Origin of the sequence: Nocardia barduliensis, from assembly GCF_013315795.1 — a bacterium.
GTDB classification, from domain to species: Bacteria; Actinomycetota; Actinomycetes; order Mycobacteriales; family Mycobacteriaceae; genus Nocardia; species Nocardia barduliensis.
Window position 1 is genome coordinate 13,194 of the sequence record NZ_JABLTE010000002.1, and the last position, 21,177, is coordinate 34,370.

At 65.6% G+C, this 21,177-nt stretch carries 20 protein-coding genes and 1 pseudogene; 13 read left to right on the forward strand and 8 right to left on the reverse strand.

Features of this window, described 5'->3' with window-relative positions; translation table 11 throughout:
• Nucleotides 1-228: 228 nt before the first annotated feature.
• Nucleotides 229-1,494: an ABC transporter substrate-binding protein gene (locus tag HOV91_RS01350; RefSeq protein WP_174183560.1), complete on the forward strand. Its 1,266-nt coding sequence runs from the start codon at nucleotides 229-231 to the stop codon at nucleotides 1,492-1,494.
• A gap of 81 nt (nucleotides 1,495-1,575) precedes the next feature.
• Here HOV91_RS01350 and HOV91_RS01355 read toward each other — a convergent pair whose 3' ends face one another.
• The gene (locus HOV91_RS01355) at nucleotides 1,576-2,421 is read right to left on the reverse strand and encodes an enoyl-CoA hydratase/isomerase family protein (RefSeq protein ID WP_312884423.1); all 846 of its coding nucleotides are present in this window, start codon (nucleotides 2,419-2,421) and stop codon (nucleotides 1,576-1,578) included.
• 35 nt (nucleotides 2,422-2,456) lie between these two features.
• Here HOV91_RS01355 and HOV91_RS01360 point away from each other — a divergent pair, with 35 nt between their 5' ends.
• The 6 genes from HOV91_RS01360 to HOV91_RS01385 all read left to right on the forward strand — a co-directional run bounded on the left by HOV91_RS01360 (nucleotide 2,457) and on the right by HOV91_RS01385 (nucleotide 8,081).
• Complete coding sequence (locus tag HOV91_RS01360; protein ID WP_174183561.1) at nucleotides 2,457-3,296, forward strand: SDR family NAD(P)-dependent oxidoreductase; 840 nt, start codon at nucleotides 2,457-2,459, stop codon at nucleotides 3,294-3,296.
• A gap of 14 nt (nucleotides 3,297-3,310) precedes the next feature.
• A complete protein-coding gene (locus tag HOV91_RS01365; protein WP_174183562.1) occupies nucleotides 3,311-4,015 on the forward strand; it encodes an enoyl-CoA hydratase-related protein in 705 nt (234 codons plus the stop codon).
• Nucleotides 4,012-5,295: a cytochrome P450 gene (locus HOV91_RS01370; RefSeq protein WP_174183563.1), complete on the forward strand. Its 1,284-nt coding sequence runs from the start codon at nucleotides 4,012-4,014 to the stop codon at nucleotides 5,293-5,295. The genes HOV91_RS01365 and HOV91_RS01370 overlap by 4 nt, the downstream gene beginning before the upstream one ends.
• A gap of 3 nt (nucleotides 5,296-5,298) precedes the next feature.
• Entirely contained in the window at nucleotides 5,299-6,063 is a 765-nt protein-coding gene (locus HOV91_RS01375) for an enoyl-CoA hydratase/isomerase family protein (RefSeq protein WP_174183564.1), read from the forward strand.
• A 40-nt stretch (nucleotides 6,064-6,103) separates the two neighbouring features.
• Nucleotides 6,104-7,093: an NAD(P)H-dependent flavin oxidoreductase gene (locus HOV91_RS01380; RefSeq protein WP_312884429.1), complete on the forward strand. Its 990-nt coding sequence runs from the start codon at nucleotides 6,104-6,106 to the stop codon at nucleotides 7,091-7,093.
• Between the two features lie 61 nt (nucleotides 7,094-7,154).
• Nucleotides 7,155-8,081 carry an NmrA family NAD(P)-binding protein gene (locus HOV91_RS01385; RefSeq protein WP_174183566.1) on the forward strand — a complete coding sequence of 309 codons (927 nt, stop codon included), beginning with the start codon at nucleotides 7,155-7,157 and terminating at the stop codon, nucleotides 8,079-8,081.
• A gap of 33 nt (nucleotides 8,082-8,114) precedes the next feature.
• Here the strand turns inward: HOV91_RS01385 and HOV91_RS01390 are convergent, their stop codons facing one another.
• Complete coding sequence (locus tag HOV91_RS01390; protein ID WP_174183567.1) at nucleotides 8,115-8,705, reverse strand: hypothetical protein; 591 nt, start codon at nucleotides 8,703-8,705, stop codon at nucleotides 8,115-8,117.
• Between the two features lie 139 nt (nucleotides 8,706-8,844).
• On the opposite strand from HOV91_RS01390, the gene HOV91_RS01395 reads away from it, so the two are divergent.
• The 3 genes from HOV91_RS01395 (at nucleotide 8,845) to HOV91_RS01405 (ending at nucleotide 11,862) form a co-directional block, all read left to right on the forward strand.
• Nucleotides 8,845-10,053: a sensor histidine kinase gene (locus HOV91_RS01395; RefSeq protein ID WP_174183568.1), complete on the forward strand. Its 1,209-nt coding sequence runs from the start codon at nucleotides 8,845-8,847 to the stop codon at nucleotides 10,051-10,053.
• Nucleotides 10,050-10,706 carry a response regulator gene (locus HOV91_RS01400; protein ID WP_174183569.1) on the forward strand — a complete coding sequence of 219 codons (657 nt, stop codon included), beginning with the start codon at nucleotides 10,050-10,052 and terminating at the stop codon, nucleotides 10,704-10,706. The genes HOV91_RS01395 and HOV91_RS01400 overlap by 4 nt, the downstream gene beginning before the upstream one ends.
• 259 nt (nucleotides 10,707-10,965) lie before the next feature.
• The gene (locus tag HOV91_RS01405) at nucleotides 10,966-11,862 is read left to right on the forward strand and encodes an alpha/beta hydrolase (protein ID WP_174183570.1); all 897 of its coding nucleotides are present in this window, start codon (nucleotides 10,966-10,968) and stop codon (nucleotides 11,860-11,862) included.
• Nucleotides 11,863-12,146: 284 nt separating this feature from the next.
• Here the strand turns inward: HOV91_RS01405 and HOV91_RS01410 are convergent, their stop codons facing one another.
• Both HOV91_RS01410 and HOV91_RS01415 read right to left on the reverse strand, forming a co-directional pair.
• Nucleotides 12,147-12,806 carry a TetR/AcrR family transcriptional regulator gene (locus HOV91_RS01410; RefSeq protein ID WP_174183571.1) on the reverse strand — a complete coding sequence of 220 codons (660 nt, stop codon included), beginning with the start codon at nucleotides 12,804-12,806 and terminating at the stop codon, nucleotides 12,147-12,149.
• 415 nt (nucleotides 12,807-13,221) lie between these two features.
• A complete protein-coding gene (locus tag HOV91_RS01415) occupies nucleotides 13,222-13,818 on the reverse strand; it encodes a TetR/AcrR family transcriptional regulator (RefSeq protein ID WP_174183572.1) in 597 nt (198 codons plus the stop codon).
• Nucleotides 13,819-13,928: 110 nt separating this feature from the next.
• Between HOV91_RS01415 and HOV91_RS01420 the strand changes: the two genes are divergently transcribed.
• Nucleotides 13,929-15,422, forward strand: a complete 1,494-nt coding sequence (locus tag HOV91_RS01420; protein WP_174183573.1) for an MFS transporter — start codon at nucleotides 13,929-13,931, stop codon at nucleotides 15,420-15,422.
• A 213-nt stretch (nucleotides 15,423-15,635) separates the two neighbouring features.
• On the opposite strand, the gene HOV91_RS01425 is transcribed toward HOV91_RS01420, so the two are convergent.
• The 3 genes and pseudogenes from HOV91_RS01425 to HOV91_RS01435 form a co-directional block, all read right to left on the reverse strand.
• On the reverse strand, nucleotides 15,636-16,514 hold the full coding sequence (locus HOV91_RS01425) for an alpha/beta fold hydrolase (RefSeq protein WP_174183574.1): 879 nt from the start codon (nucleotides 16,512-16,514) through the stop codon (nucleotides 15,636-15,638).
• Nucleotides 16,515-16,600: 86 nt separating this feature from the next.
• A pseudogene (locus HOV91_RS01430) lies at nucleotides 16,601-17,289 on the reverse strand (4Fe-4S binding protein); the annotation flags it as partial.
• On the reverse strand, nucleotides 17,286-17,660 hold the full coding sequence (locus HOV91_RS01435; RefSeq protein ID WP_174183575.1) for a hypothetical protein: 375 nt from the start codon (nucleotides 17,658-17,660) through the stop codon (nucleotides 17,286-17,288). The gene HOV91_RS01435 and the pseudogene HOV91_RS01430, both read right to left, overlap by 4 nt.
• Nucleotides 17,661-17,813: 153 nt before the next feature.
• Between HOV91_RS01435 and HOV91_RS01440 the strand changes: the two genes are divergently transcribed.
• Complete coding sequence (locus tag HOV91_RS01440; protein ID WP_174183576.1) at nucleotides 17,814-18,905, forward strand: AMP-binding protein; 1,092 nt, start codon at nucleotides 17,814-17,816, stop codon at nucleotides 18,903-18,905.
• Nucleotides 18,905-20,314, forward strand: coding sequence for an aldehyde dehydrogenase family protein (locus HOV91_RS01445; RefSeq protein ID WP_174183577.1), 1,410 nt, complete (start codon nucleotides 18,905-18,907; stop codon nucleotides 20,312-20,314). Before HOV91_RS01440 ends, HOV91_RS01445 begins: the two co-directional genes overlap by 1 nt.
• Here the strand turns inward: HOV91_RS01445 and HOV91_RS01450 are convergent.
• Nucleotides 20,311-20,985 carry a PAS and ANTAR domain-containing protein gene (locus HOV91_RS01450; protein WP_174183713.1) on the reverse strand — a complete coding sequence of 225 codons (675 nt, stop codon included), beginning with the start codon at nucleotides 20,983-20,985 and terminating at the stop codon, nucleotides 20,311-20,313. The two genes, HOV91_RS01445 and HOV91_RS01450, sit on opposite strands and share 4 nt — an antisense overlap.
• Between the last annotated feature and the right edge of the window lie 192 nt (nucleotides 20,986-21,177).

Sequence of the window (21,177 nt, forward strand, 5' to 3'; positions counted from 1 at the left end):
CGGGACACTCTGGTCGCGTAGTCGCTCCACAGCCGAGCGAAGCACAGGGTCTGTCTGCCTCCCCTCTCGGCCATTCGCCGTTATGCGAGTCGAATGCTCGCCCTCTGGCCCGACGAGCCGCGACCTTGCGAGCAACCTGAAGGTGCATGCGATGACGAGGACGCGGTGGCCGAGAACGCACGACTCGAGCAGGGCCGTTTTCCGGGTCTGTTCAGAACAAGGAGAGATATGAAGTCCAGACTTCACCCCACGCGGCGCGCTGTCCTCGGTGCCGCCGTGGCCGTGCTGGCGGTCGCGAGCGCTGCTTGCGGATCCGACGACGCCGCGTCGCCCGGTGCGAACAATGTCGACCCCGCGGTGCTCGGGCCGCAGAACCCCGCCACCGGACCCGCCGTGACCATCGGTTACATCAGCGAAGGCAAGGGCACGGTCGCGGATACCAGTGCCGAGTTCGTCGGAGCTCAGGTCGCGGTGGACTATATCAACGAGCACCTCGGTGGTCTGCGCGGTCAACGCTTGAACCTGAAAACGTGTGAATCCAAGGCCAATCCCGCCGCCGCCACGGACTGCGCCAACCAAATGGTCGGCGCGGGCGTGGTGGCCGTCGCGGAGGGCGCGCTCGCCACGGTCGATCAGACCATCGATGTGCTCTCACCCGCAGGAGTACCTCTCATCCTGAACTACTCGACCTCGCAGAAGGCGCTGACTTCCGCGAATGTCTTCAATATGATGAACGGCGTTTCCGCCATCTTCGGTACGCCTGCGGCGCTGGCGAAAGAAGGCGGGATCGATAAAGCCGCGATGGTCACGTTGGATCTGCCAGGTCTCACCGCGGTCGCCAACCAGTTGGGCAAGCCGGCTTTCACCAACGCCGGTGCCCAGCTCGAGGTCGTCCCCATCCCGCCAGGTACCCCGGATGTGACCTCGCAGATATCGGCGGCCAACCGCAACCACCCCGGCCTGTGGTCGGTGTTGGGCAACACCAATTTCTGCAGCGGTGTGCTCCGGGCCATCAAGACAATAGACCGCGACTCGAAGGTCGTGGTGAACGACCGCTGCGTCGACCCGACCATCAGCTCGTCGATCCCCGGCGGATTCGAGGGTGTGCAGGTGGGCACCACGGCGAACCTGGATCCGGCTACCGATGACGTGAAGCTGTTCCAGGCAGCGATCGACAAGTACAAGTCCGGGCTGCGTATCGAGCCGAATTCCGCAGGTGGTTGGCAGCCGGTGCTCGCGCTGGCACGTGCTCTGAACGCGGGGCAGGGCCAGGTGAACCGAGAGTCGGTGGCAGAAGGGTTGCGCTCGGCGCCGCCGCTGCCGTTCCCGCTGACCGACGGTATCCAGTTCCAGTGCAACGGCCGGGCTTTCGTGCTCTCGTCGAACGTGTGTGCCTCCGACATCATCGTGGCCACGGCAGACAAGGGCGGCACGCTGGGCGGATATCGCATTCTGCATCCGGACACCGCGCTGTTCGTCCCGCCGTCGCGCTGACGGTAGGCGGTCGCGGAGACGATCGGTCACGGCGGACCATCTCCGCGATCCACTCGGATCACCGCTCTTGCGGGATATTGTTCACCGGCCGTGGAATTCGGGTTTGCGGTGTTCGAGAAAAGCTGTCATGGCCTCGCGTGAATCCGTGGTGTTGACCGCGAGGATCTGGCTTCGATTCTCGCGGTCGACCGCCTCGCGGAAGCCGTCGGATTGATTCGCCCAGAAGACCTCCTTGGTGGTGGTCAGTCCGAACGGCGAGAACTCGGCGATTCTGCCCGCCAGCTCGATCGCCCGATCGAGGAGTTGATCATCTGCGTATACCGCGGACACCATGCCTCGGCGCTCGGCCTCCTCGGCAGGCACCAGGCGATTGGTGAGCATCAGTTCCAGAGCGTTCGATGTTCCGATCAACCTCGGCAGATGCCAGCTGATCCCGCTTTCGCAGCCGCTCAAACCCATTCGGATCGCACCATCACGGAAGGAGGCCGAGGTGCCGGCGACGCGGATGTCCGCAGCAAGGGCCAGCCCGAGCCCGGCACCCACCGCGGGACCGTTCACGGCCGCGATTACCGGATGCCGGAGTTCGCGAATCGCGATCGCCAGGCCGCTCGTGCGTTGTTGCGCCTCGTATCGGGTCGGAATATCGATCGAACTGCGCTCACGCGCCCCAGCCACATCGGATCCCGCGCAGAAGGCGCGACCCGCGCCGGTGAGGACAACGACCCGCAGGTCGCGACGTTCGTGCAGCGCCGCCAGCACGCGGAGCAACTCATCGATCAGCGGCCAGGTGAGCGCATTGAGTTGATCAGGGCGATTCAACGTCACCAGCGCTACTCCTGGGCGGGGTATCGAGACCAAGAGCAAGGACTCGTCGACATCCATAGTGAACCTCTCCTCGCCGCCCGCGCTGCGGCGGGAGCTGATCATTGCTTTTCCGGGACCATCCTATTACGGTAACGGTCGTGACCGAAAGTAACGGCAGCTTGGCGCGGTCCGAGGGGAGAGCGCCCGCGCACCGCGACATATTCGACATGACCGGACGGGTCGCCCTCGTGACCGGATCGACGCGAGGAATGGGTCTGGCCGCCGCGGAGGAACTCGCCCGGCACGGCGCCGAGGTAGTGATCGTCGGGCGCGATGCCGACGAGGCGCGCGCCGCCGCCGCCACCGTCGACGCAGCGGTCGGTACCGGGCGCGCCCACGCCATCGCGGCCAACATCGGGCATCGGGACGCGGTGCGGAGCATGGTTGCACAGGCTCAGCGCGATCTCGGCAGGATCGATGTGTTGTTGCTGCACGCGGGGATGAATATCTGGATCGGCGAGACGACCGACCTCGAAGATCGCACGCTCGCCAAGTTCTTGGAGAGCAGCGTCATGTCGGCGCACTGGATCTGCCGGGACGTCCTACCTGGAATGGTCGAACAAGGCTGGGGCCGAATAATATTCACCTCATCGGTGATCGGGTCGACCTTCGGCAGCTCGGACAACGGCCCCTACGGCATCACCAAGGCCGCCCTGATACAGATGGCCCGAAACCTGGCGTGCGAGTACGGACGGCACGGGATTCGAGCCAATGCCATCGCTCCGGCGCTCTTCGACACCCGCCAAGCCGAATCCGTGATGTCCGACGAGCATCGACTTCGGCGTTACCTCGATCGCTGCCCAGCGGGCCGAGTCGGCGACGTCCGCGAGTTCGCGGGCCTGGCCCTGCTGCTGGCTTCGGATGCCGGTGGCTACATCAACGGTCAGACCATCAATGTCGATGGCGGGTACTCGGTGCTGTGGGACTCGTATCGATGAACGAACTATCGATCATGGATGTCCCCGGCGGTGTCGAGATCTGGACCCTGAACCGTCCGCATGCACGTAATGCGCTGACCAGCAATATGGCCCGGCAGATCGTCGCCGAGTGCGAACGCGGTGACCGCTCGGAAGAGATCTCGGCCATCGTGCTCACCGGTGCCGGTCCCGGTTTCTGCGCCGGACTCGACCTGACCGAGTTCAGCAAGCCGGACGCTCCGCGCGACGTGGTCGGAGAGGCGATCCGGCGACTGCGCCGGTTCAGCAAACCTGTCGTCGGCGCCGTCAACGGCGCTGCGGTGACAGGGGGCCTGGAACTTGCTCTGGCCTGCGACATGTTGATCGCTTCCCCGGAAGCGGTCTTCCGTGACACGCATCTGAAGATCGGCGCGATGAGTGGAAGCGGGATGACCGTTTACCTGCCACGGGCCGTCGGACGTGGCTGGGCGCGACGGATGATCCTCGCGGGTGAGCCGATGTCCGTTGAGGCGGCATTGCGCGTCGGTCTGGTCACCGAGATCGTCCCGGCGGTAGATCTTCTCGATAGCGCCACGGCCCTCGCAAGCCGGATCGCGGCTATGGACTCCGCGCTTTCCTCCACAACGAAACAACTCTGCGACTCGATCGAGAGCACTACTCCGGAAGAAGGGCTCCGCCTGGAGGCCGCAGCACTCCGTGAGTATCGGAAGAAAGGGCGAGCATGGAACACAGGAACATGAAGACCGCCAGTAACGACGGAACGCCGATCAGCATCGAGGACTTCAATCCGCTGTCCGCCGAGATCGCCGAAGACCCTTTCGCGGCGTTCGAGCGTGCGAGGGAATCCTGCCCGGTCCACCATACGACCCGATTCTCTCCCAACTTCTACAGCTTGACCCGATTCGCCGATATCACCGCGGCTTTGAGCGATGCCGAGGCCGAGACGTGGTCGGCTCGAGCCGGTAGCGGCCCGCAGTTCAATCAGCCGATCGGCTTCAACGCGGACGGCTCGGACAGCAAAGAGTTCCGAAAGCTGTTCCGCAAATGGCTCTCACCCACTGCCGGAGCCGTCAATGCCGAGTTGATCGACTCCACGATCAACGATCTGATCGACGATATGACCGCTGGCGGACGGACGCGCGGTGACTTCGCGACCGAGTTCGCCGTACTCCTGCCGATCCGCGTCATCGCGCATCTCATCGGAATCCCGCCCGAAGACGCGGGCGAACTCAAGGAGATGAGCGATGAGTTCTTCGCCGCGTTCGAAATCGAGGACCCACGCGGCGCGGCTCCTGCGATCAGGAGGCTGAACGCCTATTTCGAGCCGCATCTCGAGCATCGGCGGGCGCTGCTGCGCGACGCGGGAATCACCGAACCGGAAGAATCCGATCTCGGTGACACATTGCCCGACGATCTGCTCAGCTACATGCTCGCCCTGCGACACGGCGATCGTCGGTTGACCCCGGCCGAGATCGGCTACGTGCTGTCGACCGCCCTCACCGGCGGCAATGACACCACCACCTCGATGCTCACCAACGTCATCCACCGACTACTCGAGAAGCCCGATCTGTGGCAACAGGTGGTCGACAACGGAAAACTGGTCCAGACCGCGATCGAGGAAAGCCTGCGGCTGGATCCGCCGGTGCTCGGCCTGTTCCGGACCACCACCGAGGACACCATGGTGGACGAGTGCCCGATCCCGGCGAATTCGAAGGTGATGCTGCTGTTCGGATCCGGCAATCGTGATCCGCGCCAATGGGAAAACCCCGACGAATTCTCCCTCGAACGGGCACAGAAGGATTTGCGTCGCCACCTCGCCTTCGGCCTGGGCGCCCACTTCTGCCTCGGTGCGCAGCTGGCGCGGGCGGAGGGAATTCGGGCCCTGGAAGTGCTGAGGACCAGGCTGCCGCACCTACGACTGGACGGTCCGTCCGAGCGTGTGCCGCAGCACCATTTATGGGGACGCCGGCATCTACCGGTTCGTTGGGACGATCCGCAGAGCGCGGAGAAGGGGGACTGAGATATGGCTGACCAGAACGAACCGGAAATCCTGGTCGAGGCCCGCGGACCGGTGCGGTTGGTCACCTTGAACCGGCCCGAGAGCCGCAACGCCACCAGCGTGACGATGCACCACTCTTTCCTGTCGCTGTGGCCGCAGTTGGCCGCCGATCCCGACGCCCGCTGTGTCGTGGTGACGGGGGCGGGCAAGGCATTCAGCGCCGGAGGTGACTACGAGATGATGCGGTTGTCGCTCGAACCGGAAGGGCGCTGGCGCAACGTCGATGAAGCGCGTCGTCTGCTCGTCGAACTCGTGCACTTCCCGCTGCCGATCGTCGCCGCGGTCAACGGTCCCGCCGTCGGCTTGGGCGCCAGCTTCCTGGCGTTCAGTGATTTCGTGGTGATGGCCGACTCGGCATTCATCGCTGACCCGCACATCTCGGTCGGACTCGTCTGCGGCGACGGCGGTGTCGCCTGGCCGCTGCATGTCGGTCTGCTGCGGGCAAAAGAGATGCTGCTGCTCGGCGGCCGAATCAGTGCGGATGAAGCCAAGACGATGGGCTTGGTCAACCGGATCGTCCCGCGCCCCGACGTCGTCGACGAAGCCATGGCCATCGCGCAGCGGCTCGCCGCTCAGCCCGCAGGGGCGCTGCAGGACACCAAACGGGCGCTCAATATGTACCTCGAGTCGAGCCTCGCGGGACCGGTCGGGCATTCCCTGATGACCGAGCGATACAGCATGGCTTCCCACGAGCACCACGAATTCGTCGATCGACAGGTTGCCCCATGAGATACAACCGCTCGTACCGGCGCGGATCGGTTCGCCCTTGATCACCACGAGGCTCACCGACCTGCTCGGAATACGGCACCCGATCGTGCAAGGCGGAATGCAGTGGGTCGCGACGGCGCCGCTTGTCGCCGCTGTCGCCAACGCAGGCGCGCTCGGGTTCCTGTCCGCGCTCACCCAGCCCGACCCGACGGAACTCGGCAAAGAAATCGAACGGTGCCGGGCCCTGACCTCCGAACCGTTCGGAGTGAATCTGACCATCCTGCCGTCGATTTCCCCACCCCCGTACGCCGAATACCGCCAGGTGATCATCGATTCCGGAATCACCGTCGTGGAGACCGCGGGCTCGAATCCGGGCGAGCACGTCGAGGCATTCAAAGCGGCGGGTATCACAGTCGTGCACAAGTGCACGAGCGTTCGCCATGCGCTGTCCGCGCAACGTCTCGGTGTCGACGCTGTCAGTATCGACGGCTTCGAATGCGCCGGTCACGCGGGCGAAGACGACACCCCGGGGTTGGTGCTGATCCCGGCCGCGGTGGATCGGCTGGAGATCCCGGTCATCGCCTCGGGAGGTTTCGCCGACGGCCGAGGCCTCGTCGCTGCGTTGGCACTGGGCGCCGAGGGAATCAACATGGGTACGAGGTTCATGTGCACCGTCGAAGCCCAGATCCACGACAACGTGAAACAGCGCATCCGCGACGCCGATATCCGCGACACCGACCTCATCTTCCGCGAGCTTCGGAACACATCCCGGGTCGCGGGCAACGAAATCAGCAGGCAGGTAGTGGATTTGCTCCGATCCGGTGCCACCTTCCAGGACGTGCGTGACCTCGTCGCCGGAGCTCGGGGCAGGAAGGTCTACGAGACCGGAGACCTGGACTACGGGATATGGACGGTCGGAATGGCCCAGGGCCTGGTCCACGATATCTCCACCGTGGACGAGGTCGTCACCGGAATCGTCCGAGAGGCCGAGACATTGATCAATTCCCGTCTCGTCGCGTCCACATCGAGTATCGCACCGGCTGCTCGATGACTGTGGCTGGACGCCGTTTCGGCATGCCCACCACAGCCCGTCACCACGTCGATCAGGAGAAATGATGGAACAGTCCGGAGCCGTACTCGTCACGGGCGCCACCGGGGCTCAGGGCGGAGCCGTTGTCGAAGCCTTGCTCGGCGCGGGCCGACCGGTGCACGCGCTTGTCCGCAACCTCGAGTCCGAGGCCGCACTCGCGCTGGCGCGGCGAGGTGTCCGACTCCACCGAGGAAGTTTCGATGACAAGGACGCGCTGCGCGCCGCGGTTTCCGGCGTCGAGGCAGTGTTCTCCATGCAGATGCCGCCGCATCCCAAGGACCCCGACAGGGAGGTGCGCGCCGCTGAGCACTTGGTTACCGCGGCGGTCGAAGCGGGGGTACGGACCATCGTGCACACCTCGGTGGCCCGCGCCGACGAGCACGAGCAGTTCGTCGGATGGGACGAGCAGCGGTGGTGGCCGCTGTACTGGACCAGCAAGGCAGCGGCCAACGAACTGGTTCGCTCGAGTGCCATCCCGCACTGGGTCATCCTCAAACCCGCGTTCATGATGGACAACTTCATGCCGCCCAAGGTCGCCACGATGTTTCCCACGCTCGCGAAAGGGGAGATCACCACGGCGATGGATTCAGGAACTCGCTTGGACCTGATCGCGGCTTCCGACATCGGCAGGGTCGCTGCGGCGGCATTCGCCGACCCCGCGCGCTTCGATCGTTGCGAGATACCTCTGGCGGGCGAATCGCTGACCATGTCGCAAGTCGCCTCGGTGCTGTCCGAGATCACGGGAGCCACCGTAAAAGCAGTGCATGTGAGTCCAGCTGATGCGAAAGCCGCAGGCACCTCGGGCGGAGTCATTCAAAACCAGCAATGGCTGACGGTCGAAGGCTACCGAGTCGACCCCTCCATTGCCACACGCTGGGGCTTCGAACTGGAGAAGTTCGCAGACTGGGCGGCGGAACACCGGTCCCAATTCGTGGTGGGCAACCGCTGATGGCGGTCTGCTCGTCATTGGGGGCAGCAGCTGCTAGACAGCGGGCGCGGTAGTCGACTGTCTCGCGGTGACGCTCGACCACACACTCCAGGCCAGCCACACCATGCCCACTCCGGCCGCGATGTGCCCGGCGCGGACCAGCGGCGCCGGGAGCAGGAAGGTCAGGCACAGGACGGACAGACCCGTTGTGTAGAGCATCGTGGCGGCCGCCGGGACAGCTCGGCCTCTCATCAACGCTGAGCCGAACAGCAGCGTTCCGGTGAGCGCGAGGAACGCGGTCACGAGGAGCGCGGATCTGGCTGGGCTGGTGAGTAATTCGTCGACAACCGGCTCGTCCAGGTACACCAGGACGAAATTCTTGGTGAAGGCGAGACCGGCGAAATAGCCGAAGCCGAGGAATTGCACGACGAAGGCGAGTGCCCCGAATCGACCGAGGCGCTTGTGCAGCAGCGAGTACAACGCCACCAGCAAGCCGATCCCGAAGGGGACGGCCGCCCCGTTGAGAACCTGGGTGAGTGGTGTCTTGCCGTCGGCGATCAGTTCGATCGCGCCCGCCGCGGTGATGGCTCCGCCGCAGAGGAAGCCCGCGACGCTACCCAGTCGCAGGAGTGCTCGTGTGTCCATGTCGAAATCCCTTCTCGATGTCGAATTCGACGGTAGGAATCCGGTGGTCACGGCGGTAAGTGCCGGGCGACCCATGACTTTCGGCTACCTTCGCCGCGCGGCCCTGGTCGTGTGCCTGATCCGCCCATAAACTCGGCAAATGCATCGACCGCGCGCGCTGACCTTGGTCGCGTGCTTCCTCTATGCTTCGGTGCTCGTCGCCGGGCTCGCTGTCGCCTCCACCGCGCCTGTCGACCCTGTCCGATTGAGCGCGTACGCCGGTGCCCTCGTCCTCGCGGGGGCGCTGGAGATCACCGAATGGCGATTCAGTCCGATGACGGCAAGTCCGGCCGACACGGCGGTATTTCCCGGATCGGCCACCAGGAGCGTCGCGATCGCCGGGCTGGTCGTCCGCGCTGCCCTATACGCGGTGATCAACGCGCTCGACAGCAGCGGGAATGCGAAGGTCCTGTTCGTACTGCTTCCGCTCACTGCCTATTTCACCGTCGGGCATCGTGTCGCCTACACGCTCGCCGGTGGCGGTCTACTCCTCGCCGGGATCCTCGTCGTCGGGAGGCCGGCGCTGCGTGCGAATCCCGAAGCACTCTCGGATCTGCTGATGCTCACGATCGGCGTCGTCTTCGCCCTTGCTATCGCGGTGATCGCCGAGCGCGAGGAGACCGGGCGGCGCCGCGCCGAATCGCTGCTCACCGAGCTGTCCGACGCGCATGCCCAGCTACGTGAATACGCCGACCAAGCGGTCTCCCTCGCCACCATCGCCGAACGAACGCGGGTAGCCCGCGATATCCATGACAGTGTCGGTCACCACCTCGTGGTCACCGCGATCCAACTGGAGAAGTCGGCCGCCTACCGTGCACTGGACGCCGATATCTCCGACCGGGCGCTCGCCGAAGGGCGTAATTCCGCGCGCATGGCTCTCGACGAGGTGCGACGAGCGGTCGGCACGCTGCGCACCGACGGCACACAATTCACCCTTGCCGCCTCGCTGCGCGCGCTCGCGGCCCGGCTCGACGACACCGGCTTCGCCGTGACCCTCGACGTCACCGGGACCGAGGACAGTGTCCGCGAACCAGCTCGCCTCGCCCTCTACCTCGCTGCCCAGGAAGCACTCATCAACGCTCGCCGCCACTCCGGCGCCACCACCGTCGCGGTCCGCGTCGACCTCACACCGACCGCCGGTGTCCTCGATATCGTCGACAACGGAACAGGTTTCGCGCCCGGCACTGTCGAAGGGCAGGGATTGTCCGGCATGCGTGAACGTCTCGACATGGTCGGTGGCGATGTACGAATAACCTCCGGTCCCCGGGGAACTCGTCTGCTCGCCACGATTCCAGCGGTGCGACGATGACCGGACGCGATCCCAGCAGGTCGAGCACCGCCCCGAACGTCCGTGTGTTGATCGCCGATGACGAACGGCTGGTTCGCGAAGGGATCGCCGCGCTGCTCGCCCTGCAACCGGGCATCGAAGTTCTCGGCACCGCCGAAAGTGGTGCTGAAGCAGTTGAACTCACCACCACCATGACACCGGACGTTGTCCTGATGGATGTGCGCATGCCCGGAATGAACGGCGTAGAGGCGGCCACCCGATTGCGCGGCCGGGCAGCAGTATTGATGCTCACCACCTTCGACGACGACGGCTACATCGTCGCGGCCCTGCACGCGGGCGCCTCCGGCTACCTGCTCAAAGACCTTCCCGCCGTGGAACTCGCCCAAGCGATCCGCCTCGTGCACGCGGGGGTCGACCAGTACTCCGCCGCCGTCACCGCACGCCTGGCCGCCATGGTCCGATCCCGCACACCACGCCCCACCGTCGCGCTCACCGGTCGCGAAACCGAGGTCCTGCGCCTGCTCGCCACCGGCGCCGCCAACCGCGAGATCGCGCGGTCCCTCTACCTCAGCGAGGGCACCGTCAAGAACCACATCTCGAGCATCCTGAACCGCCTCGGCGTGCGTGACCGCACCCAAGCCGCCATCTACGCGCACGAGCAGGGCATCCTGTGAAACACCTGCGCTCGGGTTCAGGTCAGGGCGTTCACCATGCGCGCCGCGAGCATGCGGCTGAATCCGCTCCTTATCACGTGTTTCGCCCCGCGCGCCATCCCAGCCGGATATCGTGACAGATAGTTAAATGATTGCACTGTCTGTAGGAGTTGTGATGCGCTCGTATGACCTCAACGTCGACGTCACCGGAGCCACCGATCTGCCGGGCGAGTTGTCTACGGCAGTGACGGTGCACCTACCCGACCGGGTCGACGGTCCGTTGCCGGTTCTGTTCGGATTCCCCGGCGGCGGATTCGGCCGACGATACTTCGACATACAGACGTTACCGGGCTACAGTCAAGCCGAATATCACACGAATCATGGCTTCGCCGTGGTCGCGTGCGATCACCTTTATGTCGGCGACAGCGATCAGCCGGACACATTCAGCCTCACCTACGAGAATCTCGCGGCGGCGAACCACGCCACCGTGGTGGCGGTGCTGGACGGATTGTCGATAGGTGCTCTGATCGCGGGCGTTCCACCGATCGAGTATGTCGCCGCCGTTGGCATGGGTCAGTCGATGGGAGGCTGTCTGCTGACCGTGCAGCAGGCGAATCACCACACTTTCGACGGTGTCGCCTTCCTGGGCTGGAGTGGGATCTACACCAATTTTCCCGCCCCGGACGGTAGCCGGGTTGCTCACCCGATGCCCCCTCGCGGAACCGACCTGCGGCCGATCGCGGATCAGGTCCTCGGCGCAACAAACCCAGACGACGACCATGTCCGGTTCTGTTTCCATTGGCCGGACGAAGAGCCGGAATTCGTGGAGGCCGACCTCGCGACCTTCCGGCCCTACTCAGGGGTGGTGCGAGGCGATGAGTCCACGCCCTGGGGGAGCGCGACCATTCCCGCGTGCGCGATAACCATGATGACCGACGGCGCTGTTTCGGCAGAAGCGGCGGCAATCGAAGTGCCGGTGCTGGTGGCCAGTGGCGAGCGTGACACCCTGGCTGACCCCTGGGCGGAGCCGACCGCATATCGCGCAACGCGGGATATCACCGTGAAGGTCGTGCCACGCATGGCGCACATGCACAACTTCGCCCGCACCCGCACCGAGTTCTGGGACGCGATCGAGGGATTCGCCCGAAGGGTCGCGCCGAGGAAGACGCGGGCTTGAGGGACTCCTCTGCGGTGCCCCCATATCCAGTCGCCTGGGCCGAGATGTCGATGTGGCTCAGTGGACAGATCTCGATCAAGGCCGGACCCCCCGATTGCTAGGGGTAACTTGCCAGTCCGCGCAGCAGTGCCGCCTTGTGGGTACCAGAGAACCTCGGCGGTGGCGAGGACTGGACGGCCGCGGTCACGCCGGGATTTGATGGTGATCGCGGCTCAGCGTCGGGGAGTTAGTGCGGTGTGACCTGATCATCGCGTGTCTTTGCCCAGGTTGCGATCGGATTCAGTTCAGTCGGCGGTCTGTAAGGGAATGTGAGCAAGTCCACCCCAACAGAGGTTGATGACAGCCGCGGCGGCGTCGGCTTTGGGCAGAGTTCGTCCCCTGGTGAGCCAGTAGCGGGCCGCGAATTGGCTGGCTCCGACCAAGCTTGCGGCGAGGAGCCGGGCCCGGTGGGAATCGAGTTCGGTGTCGTGAGCTATCACGTCGGCGATCGCGTCGACGCAGGTGTCGACGGCCCGTGCGACTCGCCACTGCACCGATGGCTCCGCACTGCCATCGCCATCGAAGACCAGCCGGTAGCCTTGGGTTTCGTTATCGACGAAGTCGAAATACGCGTACACAGCGGCGCTGACTCGGTCTCGGTTGCCGGTCGCGCGCAAAGCCTGTTGCACACTGCCCACCAGCGTATCGATGTGGTCCTGCAGTACGGCTAGGTACAGCTCGAGTTTGCTCGAGAACTGGCTATAGAGCACGGGTTTGCTATATCCGGCGCGTTGGGCGATCTCCTCCATGGTGGCCGCGTGATAACCGCGTGTCACGAAGATCGCGGTGGCGGCGGTGAGCGCCCGGCGGCGGGCTTGCCGCCGATGGAGGTCGCGGAGCGCGCGCCGTTCGGCTGGTGACGTGCTCCGCGCCGATGCTGCGTAGTTGACGGTCGCAGAGGTCACGCTGCCCTCCCTGGCACTAGTAGTATAAATATTTAACTTAATCTACCTAAATACCCAGGTGTGTCAAGTGGGGCTGTGAATCGGAACTGTCGTGAAGCGCTGTCTGCGCCGGTTCCACGATGACGTCGTCGAACGCCATGGCCGCCTCCGGTGGGCAGTACGTGGCACCTCCCTTGGAGTTCCACGTCGCGGATCGTTGGGGGGCGGAAGACGTCGACGAAGATCGAATCGCCGAAGCATGTGGTGACCGCCACGTCCCGCTCGATCAGCGTTGTGCCCTGGATCATGCGGCGCTACTCGGGCGTTGTGCCGCCGCGGGATTCCGGCGTCATCTTCGGGGGCCGGAAACGGCACTCTCGGTTCGGCTTCACGCCGGTTGTGCCACTGGCGGGGACGGAGCCCGGCCGGCGGCGACTCAGGCTGGGGAATCGCTGACGCAGGCGGCGTCGAGTAGTGCGCCGGCGGTCACGACAGCAAGGCCGTCCAGACGTTTCGCCTGTACGACAGAACGGGCGCTTGCTCCGTCGAAGACGAGGGTGAGCTGCTGGGCGAGGCGTGCGGGGTCGTTCGCGCCGCCGCGTTCGGCCTCTTGCTCGAAAAACGTGGTGAGTTTCTCCTTTTGCCGGCGAGCGACAACGCTGGCCGGATGCTCGGGTGACTTGACTTCGACCGCGGCTGCGACGAAAGGGCAGCCGTGGTAGTCGTGTTTCTGTTCGAGGGCTTCCAATTGTTCGAAGACATGCAGAATCCGTGCCCGGGGCGGACGGTCGTCATAGTCGGCCGGTAACAGCGATGCTTGGTAGTCGGGTGCTGTCCGCTCCAGCAGGCTGGCGGCCATCAGTTCTTCTTTGCTGTCGAACAGCTGATACATCGAACGCTTCGACACCCCGGCAGCGCGACACAGCGTATCGACGCCGATGTGGACGCCCTGTTCGTAGAACAGCCGTGCGGCGGCGTCGAGCAACCGGTCGCGCGTGGAGGCGGCACCGGCAACAGCCGTCGAGTCGGTCATGGATCTCACGATACCGATCGACTTGCGTTTTGGAAACCGATCTGTTTTCCTCGGTGGAAACCGATCGGTTTCCAGACGGCCGATTCATGACCAGCGACAAAAGGGGACAAATGACTACCACGTTCGGGGCGCCTGCCTCGCGAAAGAAGAAATCGGGCCGCCGCGGCTCGCATGCGCTGCGCTGGTGGGTGCTCGTCGTGCTCGGCGTGGCACAGCTGATGGTGATGCTGGACGCGACCGTCGTGAATATCGCGCTGCCCGCGGCGCAACGCGACCTCGGCTTCAGCGACGGTGACCGGCAGTGGATCATCACCGGCTATGCCCTGGCGTTCGGCAGCCTGCTGCTGCTGGGGGGCAGGCTCGGTGACCTGTTCGGCCGTCGTACCACCTTCGTGATCGGGTTGGTCGGCTTCGCGGGCGCGTCCGCCGTAGGCGGGGCGGCCAACAGCTTCGACCTCCTCGTCGCGGCGCGCGTCGGGCAGGGCGTATTCGCCGCGCTGCTGGCGCCCGCCGCACTGTCGCTGCTGACCGTCACCTTCACCGAACGGTCCGAAAGGGCAAAAGCCTTCGGTATCTTCAGCGCGTTGTCCGGCGCAGGCGCCGCGGTCGGCCTGCTGCTCGGAGGCATGCTCACCGAATGGGCATCGTGGCGCTGGGTGATGTTCGTCAACCTCTTCTTCGCCGGCTTCGCGCTGATCGGTGCGCTGCTGTTGCTGGCCAAGCACGCGGCCACCGAGCGCCCGAAACTCGATCTTCCGGGCATCGTCGTGGTGAGCACCGCGCTGTTCGCCATCGTGTACGGGTTCTCGCACGTCGAGTCGACGAGTTGGACCAACTCGGTCACCCTCGGCTGCTTGATCGGCGGTGTGGTGCTGTTGGCGGTGTTCGTCTGGCTGGAGGCCAAGGTCGCTCACCCGCTGCTGCCGCTGCGACTCGTGCTGGATCGCACCCGCGGTGGTTCGTTCCTGTCGGTGCTCGTCATCGGTATGGGAATGTTCTCGATCTTCCTGTTCCTGACCTTCTATCTCGAGATGAGCCTCGGCTACACGCCGATCGTGACCGGTCTGGCGTTCCTGCCGATGGTCGCGGCCATCGTTGTCACGTCGACCACTGTGCCGTCACTCGTACTGCCCAGGGTCGGTCCGAAAATCGTGATCAGCGTCAGCTTCCTCGTCTCCGCAGCCGGTATGGTCCTGCTGACCCGGCTCGGGCTGGACAGTGGCTTCGTCGTCGACATCATGCCCGGGTTGATCCTGCTGGGCGTGGGGCTCGGTGGCGTGATGACCACCGCGTTCGAGGGTGCGACCGCGGGTATTCACCATGAGGACGCCGGTGTCGCGTCGGCGCTGATCAATACCAGCCAGCAGGTGGGTGGCTCGATCAGCACCGCGCTACTCACCACCGCTGCCACATCCGCGGCGACCGACTACCTGTCCTCGCACCCACCCGGCCCGACGACCGCGGCACTGGCCCACGTCGAAAGCTACACGGCGACCTTCACCTGGGGAGCTTGGATCTTCGTGGCCGGCGCGGTGATTTCGGCAGTGCTCGTGCCGAATTCGCGTTTCGCGCCATCGGAAGGCGAGCCGGTCCTCGTGCACTGAAGGTAACAGCCGACCAGCACCACGATCACGTCGAGACGACGCGATTGTGGTGCCTGTTCGTGCATCCTGGGTCGGTCATCGAGGGCGGTCCGCCCTGCTCGACGGGAATGAGAAGATTCGACAAGACATCGGACCACGAAGGTGCGTGGGATTCGAGGGATGAGCCCGATACGTGGTGCCGCCGCCGGTCGATATCTGGGTGTGTTCTCGGGATCAACCCGCTTGATTCAGTAGGTCGGCGAGGACATCGGGTCTTTCCAGGGCGATGAAATGGCCCGCTCCCGCCACCTGCGTGAAATCGGCTCCGGGCAGCAAGTCCCGATTGGCTTCCCGGTCCGAGCGGCGGGACCAATCCTTTTCTCCGTAGACGAGGTCGACGGGGGCCTTGACTTCGGGATAGCGAGAACGGGCTGCGATGAGACTGGGCAGGTTCCGGTACACCGCCCGCGCGACAGTCGGATACCCCGGACGGCTGCCCACCTGTAGGAGTTCGTTCAGGTAATCCTCCCGCAGCGCGGTTTTGTCGCCCAGCCCGCTCTGCAGGATTCTGCGCAGGGCCGGCTTGGGCTCCACCCCGGCGACCACACGTCCCAACCCGGGAGTGAGAACGCCGCTGATCACGACACGTGCGAGCAATCCGGACCGAGCGATCCCGCCTCGGAAGTCGTAGAGATTCACCGCGATGACGCGCCGAACGCGCTCGGGCAGGTCGGCCGCGGTGGTGAGGGCCAGCACCGCCCCCATGGATTCCCCGGCCATCGTCGCGTCGTGGAGGTCGAGTTCGGTGAGGAGTCGTTCGACGCCTCTACGCATCGCAGGCTCTTCGTACGAGGCGCCGGGCACTATCTCGGAGTAGCCCATGCCCGGCAGATCGAGCGCGTACACGGTGTACCGATCCGACACCATTGGGATCAGGGAGCGAAAGTGCTCGGCCTGGGTCCGCACAGTGTGCAGCAGAACCAGCGGAGCTCCGGTGCCGGCTTTGAGGTAACGCAGTGTCCCCTCGTACCCGTGGCGCCCGCCGCTGGCGGGAATGGTGTGGCTGGTAGTACCTGGGATATGGATCGTCGGGGTTATTTCTGGGCCGGGCATCGGGTGACCTCCCTGCGTCAGAGCTACGGATGGCTGTGAGTACGTCGGCTCAGGAAGAGGCCGGGCGTTCGGCAGGTGGCTGCCAGCTCGCCTGTCTTGCTGATGGCGCCGATCGGGCAGGCGGCCACGCACAATTTGCAGTCGATGCACGGGTTGTAATCCAGGGCCTGCCCGTATTCGCTGACCTCGGCGTCCACCAGGACGTGGCCAGAAGGACGAAGCTGCCGAACTTCGGGTGGATAACGTTGCGATGCAGACCCATTACGCCGAGTCCCGCCGCGACGGCGACCGTTTTGTGGGCGACGACCCAGATCCGCTTGCCGGGGAAGTTATCCATTTCGTGCGGGAAGGCGACCGAGGGATTGATGGCGCGGTAGCCGGCATCCTGCAGCGCTTGCACGACGCTGCGAGCAGCGTGGTTCGCCTGCTCGTCGGCTTGGTGGAACTCTTGGTTGGCTACGCTGCGGGCGGGGGAGCGGCAGTTGTCACGGTTCATCCGGACCACCATCGCGATCATGGTCCGGGTCCGGGGCAACGCGGCGTGCGCGTATTCGCGCTCGCCGGCCAGATCGGGATGCTCCAGGCTGACCGCCGCCGCGTCGTCCGCGCCGGCTGCCAGGCACAACTCGCGCAGCCAACCTGCCTCGATCACCGGGGGTGGACCGGGATCATCGCTGCCGCGGCGGGCCGGCACTGCCCGCACCGAAGGGTGCGCCGCCAACTTCACGGGGAGTCGGGGAGTAGCCGCCTCGGGCGCAGCACTGCGGCCAGTCATCCGACTGCTCGAGTTGGTTTTGTGGTCATGGACGCCTCCGACGAAAACCGACCTGTTTCACCACCGTAAACCGATCGGTTTTCCGGTGCAAGTGGAAGCAGCTCGTGGTTCGAGCGATCAGATGGTAAGCACGAATAGATCACCCTGCCGCGTGCGTCCACCCGCCGCACGGCGCACAGCCAGCGCGGCCGGTGCGGCGACTGCGGCTGATAGAGCGTGGTGAGCGGGCGCGCGTCGTGGCAGGTGAACGCAGCGCGGACCGGCTGTCCCGGCAGCACCGGCGGAAGAATGTCGTTCACCGCGACCGCCCCTCCCGATCGCCGGGAGCGGCCCGTCGGCAGCCATGCGCGGCCCGGTCCGATCATGGTCATAGGGCATATGAGATGTGGCGAATCCGCTCCATAAGCGTGTCCTATCGGAGGATCGAACTGCGAGTCACCGCGTTGGTCGTCGGCCGGGCCGGGAGAAGATTGCGGCGTTCGAGCTGAATACCCCGCTTCGGGGCACATCACTGGAGGCCGCGCATGCGCCCCGTAATCCTGGACCTCGCCGCGCACGACTACGCGATGATCGACGCGCATGAGTATCTGCGCGCCGTGCTGGCCTGGCATTTCAGCGAGGAGACGGGTAGCCCGTACTGGCTGCGCCGTGCGCGGACGCTGGATTTCGACCCGGTCGCCGACATCCGGACGTTCGCGGATCTGCGCCGCTTCCCCAACGTCATCGACGAGTTCCGCACCGTCGCGGTCGAGGATCTGATTCCGCGCGGGCTGGAAGGCGCCGATCGCGTCATCGCGGGCATCTACGAGAGCGGCGGCACCACCGGTGCGCCGAAACGTTTCGTCATGTTCGACCGCTGGATGGAGTTCGCGCTCGGTTGGGACGAGCACCACTACGCCGGACTCGGCACGGTGAACACCCTGGCCGTGGCGCCGAGCGGCCCGCACATGTTCGGCGAGTTCGCCGAACGCCGGGCGCGCAGGCAGCACGGCGTGCGGTTCACCATCGATCTCGACCCGCGCTGGATCAAGCAGATGATCGCGCGCGGCGACACCGAGAACACCGAGCGCTACGCGGAGCACGTCGTCGACCAGGTCGCGCAGATCCTCACCACCCAGTCGGTGGGCATCCTCATCACCACACCGCCGCTGCTGGAGCGCATCGCGCGCCGCGACGATCTGGTGGAGCAGATCCGCCGGAAGATCAAGTTCATCTGCTGGAGCGGCGCGCACATGAGCGCCGACACCCGCGACATCTTCCGGCAGGAGATCTTCCCCGGCATCCCGCTCAAAGGGCTCTACGGCAGCACCACCATCCTCGGCATGTCGCGCGAGCGCGACGAGGAACGCCCCGACGGGCTGCCGGTCTTCGACCCGCCGAGCCCCTACCTGGCGTTCGAGGTGGTCGACCCGCAGACCGGTGCAGAGGTCGGCTACGGCGAGCGCGGCCAGGTCGTGATGCACCACCTCACGAAATACGCTCTGCTGCCGAACAATCCGGAACGGGACCTGGCCATGAAGGTCGAATCGCCGAAGGGCGGTTTCGGCTGTTCGGTCGCCGACGTCGCGCCGATGACCTCCTTCGGCGGCGCCGAAGTGATCGAGGGAGTGTACTGATGGACGATTTCGTGTACGTCGACGCGCTCGGTCCGCAGGGCAGCTATCGCGCTCGCGATCGCAAACCGCTGACGACTTTGTCCGGCACGGTGATCGGCGAGATCTCCCAGGTGCCGCCGCTGTACGTGCGGCGGGCGCTCACCGCCATGCGCAAGGCGCCCGTGCTGCCCGCCGCCGAGCGGTTCGCGGTCTTGGAGCGGGCGGCCGATCTGTTCACCGACGCCGAGATCGGCGGGCTCGGTCCGGATGACTACGAGCGGTTGGTCTGCGTGGCTTCGGGTGTGCCACTGGCCGTGGTGCGCCAATCGGTGCGGTGGGTGGCCGACGTGTTGCGCGAGCAGCGCACCACCCTCGAGTTCGCGATGCCGAAGGGCGCGGTCGCGGACTGGCAGGACCGGCGCACCCTCGGCGGCTGCGCCGTCTGGACTCGCAAGGGCGACCTGTTCGCCGTGCACGCGGCCGGGAACACGCCCGCGGTGCACGGCTTGTGGCCCGAGGCGGTGGCGCTCGGCTACAAGGTGGCGGTGCGGCCGTCGACGCGGGAACCGTACACGGCCTTTCGCCTGGTCAGCGCTCTGCGCATGGCGGGTCTGCCGCCGGAACTGGTCACCTTGCTGCCGACCGACTACGAGGCCGCCGACGTACTGGTCGCGGAATCGGATTTCGCGATCGTCTACGGCGGGCAGGACGTGGTGGACAAGTACGGCGGCAGCGCGCGGGTGCTCACCCAAGGGCCGGGACGCTCCAAGATCCTGGTGACCTCGGACGTGGACTGGCGAGAGAAGGTGGCGCTGATCGCCGAATCGGTGAGCCACCTGGGCGGAACGGCGTGCACCTGCACCACCTCGGTCCTGGTGGAGGGCGATCCGGAACCGCTGGCACGGGCGCTCGCCGCGGAACTGGGGGCCATCCCCAGTCTGCCGCCCGAGCACCCGGACGCGATCCTCACCGTCCAGCCCACCGAATCCGCGGCGGCGATGGACCGCTACCTGCACCAGGTCGCCGGTGCGGCGCGTCCGCTGCTCGGCGGCGACACCATCATCGAGGAGCTGTCGTCGGGCGCGGCGGTGCTGCGTCCGGCGGTGCACCTCGTCGACAGCAGCAGTGCGCCGCAGCTGGGTGTGGAACTGGCTTTTCCCTGCGTGTGGGTGGGTCCGTGGTCACCTGCCGACGGTGTCGGCCCGCTGCGCGATTCGCTCGTCCTCACCGCGATGACGGAGCGGCGCGAACTCATCGACGCACTGTTGGACGAGCCGACGATCACCAATCTGTACCTGGGTGACAATCCGACCACTTGGTTGCGCCCCGGGGTGCCGCACGACAGCTATCTCGGTGAGTTCCTGATGCGTACCAAGGGAATGATCCGCTCGGCGGCTACGGCGAGCGGATCGGTCGGGCGGGTTTGCTAGTCCACGACGGGCTCATCGGGCATCACACGGTGGTGGATGGTCAGCAGGAGATGGTCGAAGTGGGTGCGTTGCTGAACCAGCGCACCCCCCATCGCGACGACGTCGGCGACGAGCTGCTCGGCCAGCGTGCGGATCTTGATGTTGGTTTCCTGTGAGCGCCAGCGCAGCACCCGGAACGCGTGATCGGCGTTGACGCCGTAGACGAACATCACGATCCCTTTGGCCTGCTCGATCACGGCGCGGGCGTCGATCACGTCGGGCAGCAGGTCGTCGAGGGCTTCCTGGAGGTTGCCCTCGAGCGTATCGGTGACATCGAGGAAGTAACCGGTGGAGCCGGCCACGTTGCCCTGCTCGTCGAACAGCTGGTCGCCGATGACGATCAGGTCGTGCGTCTCTCCTTCGGTATCGATGATCCGGTGCCTGCTGCAGAACGGCGTACCGGTCTCGGTGGCGTCGGCCAGCGCGGCGGCGACCCGCTTGCGGTCGTCGGGGTGCTGGTGGCTTTGCAGAAGTTCGGTCGACGGCTCGACCTCGCCTGGCGCGTACCCGTAGATCGCGGCCGTGTCGTCGGACCATTCCCACCGCTGGTCGGCGAACCAGAAGCGAAAGCTGCCGATATCGGGGCAACCGCCGAGCATATTGCGCGCAGTCTCCTGCTCGCACTGACCCATCTCTGTCACCGGTCCAGTATGGCCCCGATGCAAGCCCAGGTCAGGCGGGGAGGACGGCATCGGGTGGCCCGCACCTCCCGCGGCGGTGGCGAGGCGAGGTCTCGGCATCGCCGGGTGCACGGCAAAGGTGAAACGGGAATGGTGCAGAACTGCGTTCGGCGGCGGCGCAGGGGTCGGTGAGCGCGAGGCCGA

What these genes read in the sequence shown, in the direction of transcription:
- HOV91_RS01375 (WP_174183564.1), top strand. Translation starts at nt 5,299, where the DNA reads ATGGCTGACCAGAACGAACCGGAAATCCTGGTCGAGGCCCGCGGACCG.
- HOV91_RS01450 (WP_174183713.1), bottom strand. Translation starts at nt 20,985, where the DNA reads ATGGGTCAGTGCGAGCAGGAGACTGCGCGCAATATGCTCGGCGGTTGC.
- HOV91_RS01390 (WP_174183567.1), bottom strand. Translation starts at nt 8,705, where the DNA reads ATGGACACACGAGCACTCCTGCGACTGGGTAGCGTCGCGGGCTTCCTC.
- HOV91_RS01420 (WP_174183573.1), top strand. Translation starts at nt 13,929, where the DNA reads ATGACTACCACGTTCGGGGCGCCTGCCTCGCGAAAGAAGAAATCGGGC.
- HOV91_RS01440 (WP_174183576.1), top strand. Translation starts at nt 17,814, where the DNA reads ATGCGCCCCGTAATCCTGGACCTCGCCGCGCACGACTACGCGATGATC.
- HOV91_RS01370 (WP_174183563.1), top strand. Translation starts at nt 4,012, where the DNA reads ATGAAGACCGCCAGTAACGACGGAACGCCGATCAGCATCGAGGACTTC.
- HOV91_RS01355 (WP_312884423.1), bottom strand. Translation starts at nt 2,421, where the DNA reads ATGATCAGCTCCCGCCGCAGCGCGGGCGGCGAGGAGAGGTTCACTATG.
- HOV91_RS01350 (WP_174183560.1), top strand. Translation starts at nt 229, where the DNA reads ATGAAGTCCAGACTTCACCCCACGCGGCGCGCTGTCCTCGGTGCCGCC.
- HOV91_RS01400 (WP_174183569.1), top strand. Translation starts at nt 10,050, where the DNA reads ATGACCGGACGCGATCCCAGCAGGTCGAGCACCGCCCCGAACGTCCGT.
- HOV91_RS01425 (WP_174183574.1), bottom strand. Translation starts at nt 16,514, where the DNA reads ATGCCCGGCCCAGAAATAACCCCGACGATCCATATCCCAGGTACTACC.
- HOV91_RS01395 (WP_174183568.1), top strand. Translation starts at nt 8,845, where the DNA reads ATGCATCGACCGCGCGCGCTGACCTTGGTCGCGTGCTTCCTCTATGCT.
- HOV91_RS01385 (WP_174183566.1), top strand. Translation starts at nt 7,155, where the DNA reads ATGATGGAACAGTCCGGAGCCGTACTCGTCACGGGCGCCACCGGGGCT.
- HOV91_RS01415 (WP_174183572.1), bottom strand. Translation starts at nt 13,818, where the DNA reads ATGACCGACTCGACGGCTGTTGCCGGTGCCGCCTCCACGCGCGACCGG.
- HOV91_RS01435 (WP_174183575.1), bottom strand. Translation starts at nt 17,660, where the DNA reads ATGACCATGATCGGACCGGGCCGCGCATGGCTGCCGACGGGCCGCTCC.
- HOV91_RS01365 (WP_174183562.1), top strand. Translation starts at nt 3,311, where the DNA reads ATGGATGTCCCCGGCGGTGTCGAGATCTGGACCCTGAACCGTCCGCAT.
- HOV91_RS01445 (WP_174183577.1), top strand. Translation starts at nt 18,905, where the DNA reads ATGGACGATTTCGTGTACGTCGACGCGCTCGGTCCGCAGGGCAGCTAT.